Raw genomic sequence first — 13,731 nt, 5'->3', positions numbered from 1 at the left:
AGACCGGACCAGAACCACCCATGATCACCAGCTTCCAGGATCTCATTGAATCGCGCCCGTCGTGGAGCAGCATTCTGACCTGGTACCTGCGTGGCATTGCCGTGATCCTGATCGGCGGCGGGGTGATCTACTGGGCACGCATCATCGGTATCGTCGAATGGCGTGGCCTCTGGTTCTGGGACATGCCGGTTGCCATGCAGGGGGCGATCGTCTTTTTCGCGGTCCTGGACCTGGTGGCGGCGACGGGGCTCTGGTTGACGGTGTCCTGGGGAACCGTCATGTGGATCTTCCGCTGTTTCTGCCAGATCGTCATGCACACGGCGTTTTCCGATCTGTATGGCCGGCGGCCCTACGAAATCACCTTCTATCTGCTGACGATCGCGATCTTCGGCCTGCTTTTCTATCTGATGGAAAAGGAAAACAGGGCCGATAGCGGCTGAGCCGGCCTGAATCACTTTCTGAAGTGTCTGGACCCGCGGTTCAAGACCGCCGGGTAACAGATTCAAAATCAACGTGAAATTCCTGGGAGGAAACCATGGCGAGCACAATCGGATTTATCGGCCTCGGCAATATGGGCGGGCCGATGGCCATCAATCTTGTGAAGGCGGGGCACCGTGTTCTCGGGTTCGACCTGTCCGAGACCGCGCTGAACACGCTGGCTGAAGCGGGCGGAGAAAAGGCGGCGGGCGTCGCCGAACTGGCGGCCGAAGCCGACGTGGTCGTCACCATGCTGCCGGCCGGAAAACATGTTCGCCAGATCTACACGGGCGAGGGCGGCATCCTGGAACATGCCAGGGCGGGAACGCTTCTGATCGATTCCTCCACCATTGACGTCGACAGCGCGCGCGCGGTCAGCGAGGCAGCTTCCGGCAAGGGCATGAAAATGGTCGATGCACCGGTTTCCGGTGGTGTCGCCGGCGCGGCCGGCGGAACGCTGACCTTCATGGTCGGTGGTGAGGACGACGCCTTCGAGGCCGCCAAACCCTTTCTGGACATCATGGGCAAGACCATCGTCCATGCGGGCGGGGCAGGCACCGGCCAGGCCGCCAAGATCTGCAACAACATGCTCCTCGGCATTTCCATGATCGGGGTTTCCGAGGCTTTTGTTCTGGCGGAGCGTCTCGGTCTGGACAAGCAGAAGTTGTTCGACATTTCCTCGACCGCGTCCGGCCAGTGCTGGTCGCTGACCTCCTACTGTCCGGTGCCGGGGCCGCTGCCGACGTCGCCGGCCAACCGCGATTACCAGCCGGGATTTGCCGCGGAAATGATGCTCAAGGATTTGAAGCTTGCCCAGGAAGCGGCGCAGTCTTCCGGGGCTGCGACGCCCCTTGGCGCCGAAGCGGCCGCGCTCTATGCGCTGTTCTGCAACACGGGCGGGGAAGGACAGGACTTTTCCGGCATCGTGAAGTTCCTGCGCGGATCATCATGAACAAAATCTGAATCAACCCGTTCAAACACCGGACAAAAGTTAACGGATGATTCAGCGTGTCTCTTAAGCGGATTTTAGAATCGCTCGGTTAGATTGCGTAACAAGGCGGGAAAAAATATCCGTCGAACGACAGGTACTATAAGAGGCGCAATCACATGATCACCGCAAGTAGGGCAGTCGACGCTGTTGGACAGAGTGAAGGGGAAGAGCTGGAAATCAAGCCGCTCTATCTCGAGGCTCTCACACTCGTTGAGCGGCTGCATCGGCGTCTTCTCGACGTCATCAAGGACGAATTCGACCGCATGGGCCGGTCCGATGTCAACAGCGTGCAGGCGCTGTTGCTGTTCAACATCGGGGATGCCGAGCTTACTGCCGGAGAGCTGCGCACGCGTGGTTACTATCTGGGGTCGAATGTCTCCTACAATCTGAAGAAACTGGTCGAGACAGGTTACATCCATCATCAGCGCTCGCGCATGGACCGCCGGTCTGTCCGCGTCAGCCTCACGGAAAAGGGCCAGGAGGTGGCGACGATCGTCAACGACCTCTATGAGCGCCACATTCTTTCCGTGGAACAGGTTGGTGAAATCGGTCCGCAGGATTTTGTTGCACTCAACAAGTCCCTGCGTCGGCTGGAGCGGTTCTGGACCGACCAGATCCTCTATCGCCTTTAAGCGTTTCGCGGCAAATCCAGATGACAAGGCACCGCCCACAGGGCGGTGCTTTTTTTTTTTTAAGTGTTCACGCAAAATTGCATGTCCGCTTTTGCGGTCGTCGGTCAAATACCGCTATAACAACTGAAGAACCGGGCTTTCCGGCGCTGCTGACATCTTGTGGTCACAAAGGAATGGCTTTTTGCGGTGTTTCCGGCGCCGAGATGGTTAAAAAATCAAGCGATTTGTTAACACCCGTTCGTTAGGACTTGGAGCTGGAACAGGCGAGGCAGGCATGTTGAATGTTGGCTGCGCCGCGCGCACCAAATGAGAACTTGCGTTATGGACGCTGCAACGAGAGGGCTGCAATGAACCTTTTATCCGGACCGGACGGGTTTAAGCTTCAACGGAAATCAAAGACAAGACGCGATTTTCTGCGTCTTTGCGCGATCGGTTGCGGATTGCCTTTCCTGACCAGTGCTGCAGCCCATGCCCAGAACCAGCAGGTCGAGTGGGTCGACAATTTCGACATCGCCACGGAAAACATCACGGAAGTGAAGTCCTCGGCGCCGACATTGTCGCCGGAAACAGCAGACTATATCGCCGCCGCCATGAACCGCTACCAGATGATCGTTCAGTCCGGCGGCTGGGGAACCGTGTCGCCCGGTGGCAAGCCGCTGCGCATCGGCATGAAGGATCCGCGGGTCGTTGAACTGCGCCGCCGCCTGATCGTTTCCGGCGATCTCGAGCAGCAGGCTGGTCTTTCCGATACGTTCGATTCCTATGTTGATGCGGCATTGCGCCGGTTCCAGCTTCGTCATGGCCTTATTCCCGACGGCGTCATGGGCGAGGGCACGGTCGCCTCGCTCAATATCCCGGCGCATGTCCGTCTCCGCCAGCTTGAAACCAACATGATCCGCCTCCGGTCCATGTCCGGATTCAAGGGGGACCGGTATGTGATGGTCAACATCCCGGCTGCCGAGATCGAGGCGGTGGAGAACGGATATATACGTTCGCGCCATACCGCCGTTGTCGGCAAGATCGACCGTCAGACGCCGATCCTGAACAGCAAGATCTACGAGCTGAACTTCAATCCCTACTGGACGGTGCCGAAGTCGATCATCCGCAAGGACCTGATCCCGAAAATGAAGGAAGATCCGGAGTATCTGGCCAAGAACAACATTCGTATCTTCGACTGGAGCAACAACGAGCTCAACTGGCAGCAGATCGATTGGAACACCGATGAGGCGACCGAATACCGCTTCACCCAGGATCCTGGTTCGGAGAACTCGCTCGGCTCGGTGCGCATCAATTTCCACAACAAGCACCAGGTCTATCTGCACGACACGCCGTCCAAGACCCTGTTCGGCGAAGCCAACCGGTTCCATTCGTCCGGTTGCGTGCGCGTACAGAATGTCCGTGAACTGGTAACATGGCTTCTGCAATCGACCACGCCCGATTGGGACCGTGGCCGTGTGGACGGCGTCATCCGCACGGGCGAACGCGAAGATGTGAAGCTGAAAAAGTCGATCCCGCTTTACCTGACCTACGTCACGGCATGGGCCAACGCGGATGGCGTGGTGCATTTCCGCGAAGACATCTACGGTCGTGACGATCTCAACGGCACCGGCGAGCAGGCCCGGCTGTAGAGCGTATACGACGCACACGCCCCTGCCGGGGCGCGAAAGAACAGGAAGCGCCAGTCTTGATCGGGCTGGCGTTTCGTGCGTTTTAAGCGGGGATTGTCATTTGGGAGAACCGGAATGAGTCGCGAGCCGCGGCCCGGCGAGATCTATCTTGAATTCCGGCAAGTCGGACAGCAGGTCCAGGTGGTCGCGATCGACGCGGCGACCGGGATCGAAGTGTCGATGTTCGGCCCCAAATCGGTTTCCCAGGAAGAGTTGAAGCGATTGGCCGTGCGCAAGCTCAAGCGGCGGATTGAAATGGAACGGTCCCGCGCGGAAGGCTCGTCCGATCCCACGCTGTATTAGGCCGTGGGGGCCGCCCCGTATCGCCGCTCGCGACCATGCGCTCGCAAGGCACAGCCAACGAGGGACGGTGATCCTTCGTGTCGTTTTCCCAACTTGACGCGTCGGTATGTCCCTTGGTTTGCGCAAAGGGACGTGTTAATCCCTCGCTCACATTGGCACGACGGCAAACCTTGTCGCTGAAATCCGACAGCCGCCGGTGCCGCCCAAATCCTGCAATGAACACAAGGATGGTGCGATGTCTTTGATGGAAAGCTCCGGTCAGCCCCTTCAGTCCGGTTTCTTCACACGCGGTCTTGCCGAGGCTGATCCGGACATTTTCGGCACCATCGAGAACGAACTTGGCCGTCAGCAGCACGAGATCGAGCTGATTGCTTCCGAAAACATCGTGTCCCGCGCGGTGCTGGAAGCACAGGGGTCGATCTTCACCAACAAATACGCCGAAGGTTATCCGGGCAAGCGCTATTACGGCGGCTGCGAATTCGCCGATGTGGCGGAGACGCTGGCGATCGAGCGCGCCAAGGAACTGTTCGGCTGCAACTTCGCCAACGTCCAGCCGAATTCCGGCAGCCAGATGAACCAGGCCGTGTTCCTGGCGCTGCTGCAGCCGGGCGACACCTTCATGGGCCTGGACCTGAATTCCGGCGGACACCTGACCCACGGCTCCCCGGTCAACATGTCCGGCAAGTGGTTCAACGTGGTCTCCTACGGCGTGCGCCAGGAAGACCATCTGCTCGACATGGATGAAGTCGAACGCCTGGCCAACGAACACAAGCCGAAGCTGATCCTGGCCGGCGGCACCGCCTATTCCCGCGTCTGGGACTGGAAGCGTTTCCGCGAGATCGCCGACAGCATCGGTGCCTACCTGATGGTCGACATGGCCCATATCGCCGGTCTGGTCGCCGGCGGCGTGCACCCGTCTCCGGTGCCCCATGCCCATGTCTGCACCACCACCACCCACAAGTCCCTGCGCGGTCCGCGCGGCGGCATGATCCTGTCCAATGACGAGGCCATTGCCAAGAAGATCAACTCCGCGGTGTTCCCGGGTCTGCAGGGCGGTCCGCTGATGCATGTGATCGCCGCCAAGGCGGTCGCCTTCAAGGAAGCGCTGCAGCCGGAATTCAAGGCCTATGCCCGCGCCGTCACCGAAAATGCCAAGGCTCTGGCGGAGACCCTCAAGGAACAGGGCCTCGACATCGTCTCGGGCGGAACGGACAACCACCTGATGCTGGTCGATCTGCGTCCGAAGAATGCCACCGGCAAGGTTGCCGAAAAGGCGCTCGGCCGGGCCAACATCACCTGCAACAAGAACGGCATTCCGTTCGACCCGGAAAAGCCCTTTGTCACCTCCGGCATCCGCCTGGGCACGCCGGCGGCCACCACGCGCGGCTTCGGTGTTGCCGAATTCCGCGAAGTCGGACTTCTGATCACGGAAGTGTTGGACGGTTTGAAGGCAGCAAACAGTGAAGAGGGCAACGCGGCAGTTGAAGCCGCGGTCAAAGCCAAGGTAGAAGCACTGACGGCCCGGTTCCCGATCTACGGGGGCTGAACGAGGGCTCGGTCAGGAGCTTTGAAAGATGAGATGTCCTTTTTGCGGCGGCGAGGAAACCCAGGTTAAGGATTCCCGCCCGACCGAGGACAACACCGCCATTCGCCGCCGCAGGATCTGCAACACCTGCGGCGGCCGTTTCACGACCTTCGAGCGGGTCCAGCTGCGCGAGCTGATGGTGCTGAAACGCTCCGGACGCAGGGTTCCCTTCGACAGGGAGAAACTGATGCGGTCCGTTCAGATCGCGGTGCGCAAGCGGCCGGTCGATCCGGACAAGATCGAACGCATGGTCAGCGGCATCGTGCGTCAGCTGGAAAGTTCCGGTGAAAGTGAAATCACCGCGGAAACCATCGGCAATCACGTGATGGAAGGCCTGAAGGGCATCGACGACGTGGCCTATGTCCGCTTCGCCTCGGTCTACAAGAATTTCCGGGAGGCCAAGGATTTCGAAGCGCTGCTCGACGAGCTGAGCGATCCGGACAGCCAAGCGCTCAAAGAAAACTGATCAGCCCCGGTTCCATGACAGCTCATACTGATTTCGACCTGCGTTTCATGGCAGCTGCCAAACGCCTTGCCCGCCGCGGGCTTGGCCGCGTTTGGCCGAACCCCTCGGTTGCCGCCCTGATCGTCCGCGAGGACGGCGGCAAGCCTGTTGTTGTCGGACGCGGCGTCACGTCCCGTCCGGGCATGGCCCATGCGGAGGTCAACGCTCTCCGGCAGGCCGGGGACAAGGCCGATGGCGCGACCTGCTATGTCACCCTGGAGCCCTGTTCACACTACGGCCGCACGCCTCCCTGCGCCATGGCCCTGATCGAGGCCGGCATCAGGCGCGTGGTGATCGGCATGGCGGATCCCAACCCGCGTGTGTCCGGCCGGGGCATCGAGATGCTGCGGGACGCCGGTGTCGAGGTCGTCGTAGGGCTGCTGGAACAGGAGATGCAGGCGCTCTATCGCGGGTTCACCCTGCGGCAGTTGAAGCAGCGGCCTCAGGTGTTCCTGAAGCTGGCTGTCTCCCAGGACGGCTGTATCGGCCGGAAGGGCGAGGGGCAGGTCAAGATCTCCGGCCCGCTGTCCATGAGAAAGGTGCATGGATTCCGCGCCGCCTGCGACGCCATTCTTGTGGGGTCCGGCACGGCGCTTGCGGACGATCCGCAATTGACCTGCCGCCTGCCGGGCCTTGCCGAACGCTCGCCGGTCCGGGTGATCGTCGACCGCTGTGCGCGCCTGCCGCTGGAGTCAAAGCTGGTGCGCACCTGTGTCGACGTGCCTGTCTGGCTGGTTTGCGGCAATGACGCCGACCCGGACAAGATCGAACAGCTGGCAGCGGCCGGGGTCAACATCATCCGGGTGCCGGCAGCGGAGGACGGCATCAAGCCGTCCGTCATCCTCAGTGCCCTGGCAACCCGCGGCATCACGCGAGTGATGGTCGAGGGCGGGGCCCGGCTGGCATCGTCCTTCCTGCAGGCGGATCTGGTTGACGACCTTTGCGTTGTGACCGGCAATATCGAGATCGGCGAGGGCGGCATACCGGCCCTGCACGGACTGGTCCTTGCGGATGTTCTGAAAGACCCCAGATTCGAACGGGTTGATGCCGGCAGGTTCGGTCTCGACCGCTTTATCTATCTCAGACGGTGCGGAGCCTGACATGTTCACCGGTATTGTGACCGACCTCGGCGAAATCCTCGCCATCGATGCCATTCCCGCGGGAAAGCGGACGCGCATCCGGACCGCCTATGATACCGACAGTTTCGACATCGGCGCGTCGATTTCCTGTGCCGGCGTCTGCCATACCGTGACGGCCAAGGCCAACGGGCCTGACGGCAACTGGTTCGAGGTGGAATCGGCGGCGGAAACGCTCGCGCTGACCAACGTTTCCGACTGGAAGGTCGGCCAGAAACTCAATCTGGAACGCTCCTTGACCATGGGCGCGGAGCTGGGCGGTCACCTCGTCCTTGGCCATGTCGACGGGCTGGCGACCGTGACGAAGCGCGAAGACCATCCGGGGTCTGTCTACTTCCAGTTCGAGGCGCCCGGGGACGCAGCGCCCTTCATCGCGAAAAAGGGCTCCGTTGCGCTCGACGGTACGTCCCTGACGGTGAATGAAGTGGACGGGAGGCTCTTTTCCGTGTTCCTTATTCCACACACGCTCGACGTCACCACCTGGTCCGGCCGGCAGGTGGGCGACCGGATCAATCTGGAGGTGGATATGATGGCCCGCTACGCGGCGCGTCTTGCGGAATTCTCCAAGACCGGGTAGGGACCGGCCCAACACCTTCGCAAATGAGCAATTCCCCTTCGCGTTTACCAGGCAGCGAGATTGTTGCCCGGAATCGCGGTTCCGCACGAATGACACTGGACAAACCGGGGCAGACGTGGTTCCTGTCGCGGCCTTATCAAGGATTTGACACCCATGAGCGCTGCACCGAAACTTCTGATCATCGAAGCCCGGTTCTATGAGGATCTGGCGGATTCCCTCGCCGAGGGGGCGATCAAGACCATCGAGGCGGCTGGTGCGAGCTATGACCGGATTGCCGTTCCCGGCGTTCTGGAAATTCCGGCGGCCCTGTCTATGGCGCTGACCGCCATGGAAGGCGAGGGCACGTTCTATGACGGCTTCGTTCTGCTTGGTGTGGTGATCCGCGGCGAGACCACCCATTACGACATTGTCGCCAATGAATCGAACCGGGTGATCATGGACCTGATCGTCGATGCGGACCTGGCGGTCGGAAATGGTATCCTGACCGTCGAGAACGACGAGCAGGCATGGGCCCGCGCGAAGGTGGACGACAAGGACAAAGGCGGCGCGGCAGCCCGCGCGGCTCTCGACATGATCGCTCTGCGCGAGCGGCTTGGAGTATAAGAACAATGACCGGAAAGGCCGACCCGGAAAAACCGGCTGGCAAGACTGTGCGCCCTGCCAACAAGCGCGGCGTGGCCCGTCTTGCTGCCGTTCAGGCTCTTTATCAGATGGAGCTGGGCGGTGCGCCGCTCACCAGCGTCGTCAGCGAATTCACCGCCTTCCGTCTTGGCAAGGAGATTGACGGCGAGCAATACCGCGATGCCGACGAACAGTGGTTCAAGCAGATCGTCGCCGGCGTGGTCGAGGACCAGAAATTCCTCGATCCCTACATTCATACGGCCTTGACCGAAGGCTGGCCGCTGAAGCGGATCGACAGTCTTTTGCGCGCGATCCTGCGCTGCGGTTCCTATGAGCTGCTGCGCCGCAAGGACGTCCCGGCCAAGGTGATCATTTCCGAATATATCGACGTTGCCAAGGCGTTCTTCGAGGACGACGAGCCAGGTCTCGTCAACGGTGTGCTCGATCGCCTGGCCCACGAACTGCGCGACACGGAACTGGACGCCAAGAAGGCGGATGGCGCTTCCTGACCATGGCTGACGAACGGCCCGGTGAATTCGAGCTGATCCGGCGGTTTTTCGCCCCCCTTGCAAACGATCCGGGCAGTTTAGGTCTCACCGACGATGCCGCCGTCCTTGCACCGGAACCCGGCACCGACCTGGTTTTGACCAAGGACATGCTTGCCGCCGACGTGCATTTCTTTGCCGGTGACGCGCCGGAGGCTATTGCCGCGAAAGCGCTCAGGGTCAATCTTTCAGATCTCGCGGCCAAGGGCGCGCGCCCGCGCGGTTACCTGATGGGACTGGCCTTGCCCGAGCAATGGACAGCCGGCTGGCTGGCGCGGTTCTGCCGGGGGCTGGCGGCTGACCAGGCGGTCTACGACATCCAGCTCCTCGGCGGCGATACCATTCGCTCCGGCAACGGCCTGCAGGTTTCCATCACCGCGATCGGGGCGGTGGAGAAGGGACGGGCGGTCCGCCGCTCCGGTGCCCAGCCTGGAGACCTTGTGTTTGTGACCGGCACGATCGGGGATGCCGCGGCCGGATTGCAGGCACGTCTCGATCCCGAGTTCTGCCGGATCCATGAACTGGCCGGAGAACAGGAAATACACATCCTGGACCGCTATCTGTTGCCGCGCCCGCGCACGCGGCTTGCCGGACTGCTGACCCGTGATGCCAGCGCCGCGATGGATGTGTCGGACGGTCTCGTGGCCGACTGCACCCACCTGGCGTCGGCCTCAGACGTCGACGTGATCCTCGATCTGGCCTCCGTGCCGCTTTCGCCAGCCCTGCAACACCTGAAAGCGAAATCCCCAAACGTGTTCCGGCGCTGCCTGAACGGCGGTGACGACTATGAAATCCTGGCCGCGGTGCCGGAGGCAAAAGCGGCAGACTTCACCCGGGATGCCGGAGATCTCGGTTGCCGGGTGACGCAAGTCGGCACCATCGGGAACGGCGACGGCAAGGTTCGGCTGCACCATGCCGGCCAGGCCGTCACGCTGGAAGGGGATGCCGGGTTCCGGCATTTCTGATTGCTTTCAAGTTTGGCCTTGAGCTTCCAGTGGCGGGCAGGTTTAACATGTTGCTTCCTCACCAGCTTGCCGGACATCCTCCGGCTGCCTACATGCCAGTAAAATCGGACCCTTTGCATGACCGCCCAGTCAACGGATATCCTTGTCGACGACCATCTCGCCAAGCGCAACGCCCTGTTGCTGGCACTGGCCCAGGCAATCGGGGGGGCTTCGGCCTCCATCGTCATCGCCACGGGCCCGCTGGTCGGCTACATGATGCTGGACGAGGACAAGGCCCTGGCGACACTGCCGGTGTCCACCATGGTCCTGGGAACCGCCTTCGGCACTCTTCCGGCGGGCATGATCATGCGCCGCTATGGCCGCCGTGTGGGATTTGCCGGTGCCGCGCTTCTTGGCGTTTTGTCCGGACTGCTCGCGTCCTTCGCTGTCTTCCGCGACAATTTCCTCCTGTTCGCCTTGGCCTGTAGCCTGGGCGGTCTGGCCGGTGCCTTCGTCCAGCAATACCGGTTTGCAGCGGCCGACACCGCCAGCGACGCGTTCAAGCCCAAGGCCATTTCCTGGGTGCTGGCGGGCGGTGTGCTGGCGGGCGTGGTCGGGCCGCAGACGGTGATCTGGACCAAGGACCTGTTTTCGCCGATCCTGTTTGCTGGCACCTACCTGGCGCAGGCGGGCCTTGCCCTGGTCGCCTTCTGCCTGTTGCTCTTCATCAGGATCCCGAGACCGCCGCGCATCAGTCATGCACAGGCGGGCGGGCGGCCGCTCGGCGAGATCATGATGCAGCGGCGGTTCATCGTCGCGGCCGCCTGCGGCATCTGTTCCTACGCGCTCATGAGCCTTGTCATGACCGCAACACCACTGGCCATGATCGGCTGCGGCCTGACGGAGACCGACGCCGCCCTGGGAATCCAGTGGCACGTGCTGGCCATGTTCGGACCGAGCTTCTTCACAGGTCATCTCATCAGCAGGTTCGGCAAGGAGCGCATTGTCTCCATCGGACTGGCACTGCTGGCAGGGTGCTCGATCATCGCCCTGATGGGCATAGAACTGGCGCATTTCTGGAGCGCGCTCATCCTGCTGGGCCTTGGCTGGAACTTCGGCTTTATCGGTGCGACCGCGATGTTGACGGATACCTACCGGCCCGAGGAGCGCAACATGGTGCAGGCGGTGAATGATTTTCTGGTGTTCGGATTCGTGGCAACCGCGTCGTTTTCTTCCGGAGCCTTGCTCAACGCGTTCGGCTGGCAGACGGTCAACTATCTGGTTTTCCCGTTCGTGGTCCTGTGTCTTGGTCTCCTCGTCTGGCTCGTCTGGGGAGAAAAGAAAGCAGTTACAACCAGTTAAAGAGTATGAAAATTTTCGCTTCGTCGGTGCAGCATATTTACTGCGCCGCACCAAAGGCTGCCGCAACGGAAGTGTCAAATTAAACAATGTGAGAGCTTGACGAAGCGCTCCGATTTGCTGCTATCGTGTCTTTCCTTCGCGCTGGGGAATCTGCGTGAAGGACAGTCAGGCGGGAAAAACGACAAGAAAATCAGTCCGCCGCAGCCTTGGGAGGAAGCATGATCGAGCTTGTCGTCATAATTTGTGGTCTTTTGTCCATTGCCTATGGCGCGTGGGCCATCCAGTCCGTCATGGCGGCGGATGCGGGTAACGCGCGCATGCAGGAGATCGCCCAGGCGATCCAGGAAGGGGCCAGCGCCTATCTCAACCGTCAATACACGACCATTGCCATCGTTGGCGCGGTTGTCTTCGTTCTGGCCTGGGTGCTGCTGTCCGGACCCGCGGCAATCGGCTTTGCCATCGGGGCCGTCCTCTCCGGAGCGGCGGGTTATGTCGGCATGCTTGTGTCCGTCCGTGCCAATGTACGCACGGCCCAGGCTGCCAGCCAAAGCCTCGGGGCCGGGCTGGAGATTGCGTTCAAGGCCGGTGCCGTCACCGGCCTTTTGGTTGCCGGCCTCGCGCTTCTGGGTGTCGCCGTCTACTATACGCTCCTGACCGGCATGATGGGGTATGAACCCACCGACCGGACCGTGATCGACGCCCTTGTGGCCCTCGGTTTTGGCGCATCTCTGATTTCGATCTTTGCGCGTCTCGGCGGCGGCATCTTCACCAAGGGGGCGGATGTCGGCGGCGATCTCGTCGGCAAGGTCGAGGCCGGTATTCCGGAAGACGACCCGCGCAACCCCGCCACCATTGCCGACAACGTCGGCGACAATGTCGGTGACTGCGCCGGCATGGCGGCCGACCTGTTCGAAACCTATGCGGTGACCGTGGTCGCCACCATGGTTCTGGCCTCGATCTTCTTCACGGGGGGGCAGGCGACCGAACTCATGATGCTTCCGCTTCTGATCGGCGCAAGCTGCGTGGTCACCTCGATCATCGGCACGTTCTTCGTCAAGCTGGGCAGCAACAATTCGATTATGGGGGCGCTCTACAAGGGCTTCATCGCAACGGCGGTTTTGTCGGCTGTTGCGCTGGCTGTCATCGTCTTCGGCTGGCTTGGTGCGGGCACGGAATACACGGTGCCGAACGGAACCACCTTTACCGGGTTTGACCTGTTCGTCTGTGGCATTGTCGGCCTGATCGTGACCGGCCTGATCATCTGGGTGACCGAATACTACACCGGAACGGAATACCGTCCGGTGCGCTCGATCGCGCAGGCCTCGGTCACCGGCCACGGCACCAACGTGATCCAGGGCCTGGCTGTCTCCCTCGAGGCAACCGCGCTGCCGGCGCTCATCATCATTGCCGGCATCCTGGTCACCCATGCCTTTGCCGGTCTGTTCGGCATTGCCATCGCGGTTACGACGATGCTGGCTCTTGCGGGCATGGTGGTTGCGCTCGACGCCTTCGGGCCGGTCACGGACAACGCCGGCGGCATCGCGGAAATGGCGGAACTGCCGGACGAAGTGCGCTCCACGACAGATGCGCTCGACGCGGTCGGCAACACCACCAAGGCGGTGACCAAGGGCTATGCCATCGGCTCCGCGGGGCTCGGCGCGCTTGTTCTGTTCGCGGCCTATACCGAGGATCTGCGCTTCTTCTCGGCAAATGCCGCGGAAGGGTCGATCTTCTACGGCATCGATGTCGGTACCCTGTTCTCGCTTTCCAACCCCTATGTGGTGGCCGGTCTGCTGTTCGGGGGCCTTCTTCCCTATCTCTTCGGCGGCATCTCGATGACCGCCGTCGGCCGGGCCGCGGGCGCGGTGGTGGAGGAAGTCCGCCGCCAGTTCAAGGAAAAGCCCGGGATCATGGAAGGTACCGAGCGGCCGGATTACGGCCGTGCGGTGGACATGCTCACCAAGGCTGCGATCCGCGAGATGATCATTCCGTCGCTGCTGCCGGTGCTGTCACCGATCGTGGTGTTCTTCGTGGTCCGCGCCGTCGCGACGCCGGCGGACGCCTTTGCCGCACTCGGCGCCATGCTGCTCGGCGTGATTGTCACGGGTCTCTTCGTGGCCATCTCGATGACCGCCGGGGGCGGGGCCTGGGACAACGCCAAGAAGTCCTTCGAGGACGGCTTCACCGACAAGGACGGTGTCAGCCACCAGAAGGGCGGCGAGGCCCACAAGGCCTCCGTCACCGGTGACACGGTTGGTGATCCCTACAAGGACACGGCCGGTCCGGCTGTGAACCCGATGATCAAGATCACCAACATCGTGGCACTGTTGCTGCTGGCGATCCTCGCGCACTGAGGCGGGGACCCGATCCGAAAAAAGAAAGCCCC

The 13,731-nt window shown here is 61.6% G+C and carries 14 protein-coding genes; all 14 read left to right on the top strand.

The window, feature by feature from the left end; genetic code table 11:
• Positions 1-20: 20 nt before the first annotated feature.
• The 14 genes from O6760_RS27085 to O6760_RS27020 all read left to right on the top strand — a co-directional run bounded on the left by O6760_RS27085 (position 21) and on the right by O6760_RS27020 (position 13,699).
• A complete protein-coding gene (locus tag O6760_RS27085) occupies positions 21-440 on the top strand; it encodes a DUF6163 family protein (RefSeq protein ID WP_269582762.1) in 420 nt (139 codons plus the stop codon).
• 95 nt (positions 441-535) lie between these two features.
• Complete coding sequence (mmsB, locus tag O6760_RS27080) at positions 536-1,429, top strand: 3-hydroxyisobutyrate dehydrogenase (protein WP_269582761.1); 894 nt, start codon at positions 536-538, stop codon at positions 1,427-1,429.
• A 155-nt stretch (positions 1,430-1,584) separates the two neighbouring features.
• Positions 1,585-2,100 carry a transcriptional regulator LdtR gene (gene ldtR, locus O6760_RS27075; protein WP_269582760.1) on the top strand — a complete coding sequence of 172 codons (516 nt, stop codon included), beginning with the start codon at positions 1,585-1,587 and terminating at the stop codon, positions 2,098-2,100.
• Positions 2,101-2,447: 347 nt separating this feature from the next.
• Complete coding sequence (locus O6760_RS27070) at positions 2,448-3,728, top strand: L,D-transpeptidase family protein (protein ID WP_269582759.1); 1,281 nt, start codon at positions 2,448-2,450, stop codon at positions 3,726-3,728.
• A gap of 114 nt (positions 3,729-3,842) precedes the next feature.
• Entirely contained in the window at positions 3,843-4,070 is a 228-nt protein-coding gene (locus tag O6760_RS27065) for a DUF6898 family protein (protein WP_269582758.1), read from the top strand.
• Between the two features lie 244 nt (positions 4,071-4,314).
• Entirely contained in the window at positions 4,315-5,616 is a 1,302-nt protein-coding gene (glyA, locus tag O6760_RS27060; protein WP_269586362.1) for a serine hydroxymethyltransferase, read from the top strand.
• A 28-nt stretch (positions 5,617-5,644) separates the two neighbouring features.
• Positions 5,645-6,121, top strand: a complete 477-nt coding sequence (gene nrdR / locus O6760_RS27055) for a transcriptional regulator NrdR (protein ID WP_269582757.1) — start codon at positions 5,645-5,647, stop codon at positions 6,119-6,121.
• Between the two features lie 14 nt (positions 6,122-6,135).
• The gene (ribD, locus tag O6760_RS27050) at positions 6,136-7,260 is read left to right on the top strand and encodes a bifunctional diaminohydroxyphosphoribosylaminopyrimidine deaminase/5-amino-6-(5-phosphoribosylamino)uracil reductase RibD (protein ID WP_269582756.1); all 1,125 of its coding nucleotides are present in this window, start codon (positions 6,136-6,138) and stop codon (positions 7,258-7,260) included.
• 1 nt (position 7,261) lies between these two features.
• Complete coding sequence (locus tag O6760_RS27045; RefSeq protein WP_269582755.1) at positions 7,262-7,873, top strand: riboflavin synthase; 612 nt, start codon at positions 7,262-7,264, stop codon at positions 7,871-7,873.
• Positions 7,874-8,026: 153 nt separating this feature from the next.
• Positions 8,027-8,476, top strand: a complete 450-nt coding sequence (gene ribH / locus O6760_RS27040) for a 6,7-dimethyl-8-ribityllumazine synthase (protein WP_269582754.1) — start codon at positions 8,027-8,029, stop codon at positions 8,474-8,476.
• Between the two features lie 5 nt (positions 8,477-8,481).
• On the top strand, positions 8,482-9,003 hold the full coding sequence (gene nusB / locus O6760_RS27035; protein ID WP_269582753.1) for a transcription antitermination factor NusB: 522 nt from the start codon (positions 8,482-8,484) through the stop codon (positions 9,001-9,003).
• A gap of 2 nt (positions 9,004-9,005) precedes the next feature.
• A complete protein-coding gene (gene thiL / locus O6760_RS27030; protein ID WP_269582752.1) occupies positions 9,006-10,004 on the top strand; it encodes a thiamine-phosphate kinase in 999 nt (332 codons plus the stop codon).
• Positions 10,005-10,121: 117 nt separating this feature from the next.
• Positions 10,122-11,345 (top strand): MFS transporter, encoded by a 1,224-nt coding sequence (locus O6760_RS27025; RefSeq protein WP_269582751.1) that lies wholly within the window; start codon positions 10,122-10,124, stop codon positions 11,343-11,345.
• Positions 11,346-11,563: 218 nt separating this feature from the next.
• A complete protein-coding gene (locus tag O6760_RS27020; RefSeq protein WP_269582750.1) occupies positions 11,564-13,699 on the top strand; it encodes a sodium-translocating pyrophosphatase in 2,136 nt (711 codons plus the stop codon).
• Positions 13,700-13,731 lie beyond the last annotated feature (32 nt).

Origin of the sequence: Roseibium sp. Sym1, from assembly GCF_027359675.1 — a bacterium.
Taxonomy (GTDB): Bacteria; Pseudomonadota; Alphaproteobacteria; order Rhizobiales; family Stappiaceae; genus Roseibium.
The sequence above is the reverse complement of the archived record's forward strand: the minus strand, read 5'-3'. Positions and strand labels throughout refer to the sequence as shown.

Excerpts from the sequence above, each read along its gene's own strand:
- ribD (WP_269582756.1), top strand. The coding sequence starts at position 6,136 with ATGACAGCTCATACTGATTTCGACCTGCGTTTCATGGCAGCTGCCAAA.
- O6760_RS27020 (WP_269582750.1), top strand. The coding sequence starts at position 11,564 with ATGATCGAGCTTGTCGTCATAATTTGTGGTCTTTTGTCCATTGCCTAT.
- O6760_RS27025 (WP_269582751.1), top strand. The coding sequence starts at position 10,122 with ATGACCGCCCAGTCAACGGATATCCTTGTCGACGACCATCTCGCCAAG.
- O6760_RS27085 (WP_269582762.1), top strand. The coding sequence starts at position 21 with ATGATCACCAGCTTCCAGGATCTCATTGAATCGCGCCCGTCGTGGAGC.
- mmsB (WP_269582761.1), top strand. The coding sequence starts at position 536 with ATGGCGAGCACAATCGGATTTATCGGCCTCGGCAATATGGGCGGGCCG.
- thiL (WP_269582752.1), top strand. The coding sequence starts at position 9,006 with ATGGCTGACGAACGGCCCGGTGAATTCGAGCTGATCCGGCGGTTTTTC.
- ribH (WP_269582754.1), top strand. The coding sequence starts at position 8,027 with ATGAGCGCTGCACCGAAACTTCTGATCATCGAAGCCCGGTTCTATGAG.
- nusB (WP_269582753.1), top strand. The coding sequence starts at position 8,482 with ATGACCGGAAAGGCCGACCCGGAAAAACCGGCTGGCAAGACTGTGCGC.
- O6760_RS27070 (WP_269582759.1), top strand. The coding sequence starts at position 2,448 with ATGAACCTTTTATCCGGACCGGACGGGTTTAAGCTTCAACGGAAATCA.
- O6760_RS27045 (WP_269582755.1), top strand. The coding sequence starts at position 7,262 with ATGTTCACCGGTATTGTGACCGACCTCGGCGAAATCCTCGCCATCGAT.
- ldtR (WP_269582760.1), top strand. The coding sequence starts at position 1,585 with ATGATCACCGCAAGTAGGGCAGTCGACGCTGTTGGACAGAGTGAAGGG.
- glyA (WP_269586362.1), top strand. The coding sequence starts at position 4,315 with ATGGAAAGCTCCGGTCAGCCCCTTCAGTCCGGTTTCTTCACACGCGGT.
- nrdR (WP_269582757.1), top strand. The coding sequence starts at position 5,645 with ATGAGATGTCCTTTTTGCGGCGGCGAGGAAACCCAGGTTAAGGATTCC.
- O6760_RS27065 (WP_269582758.1), top strand. The coding sequence starts at position 3,843 with ATGAGTCGCGAGCCGCGGCCCGGCGAGATCTATCTTGAATTCCGGCAA.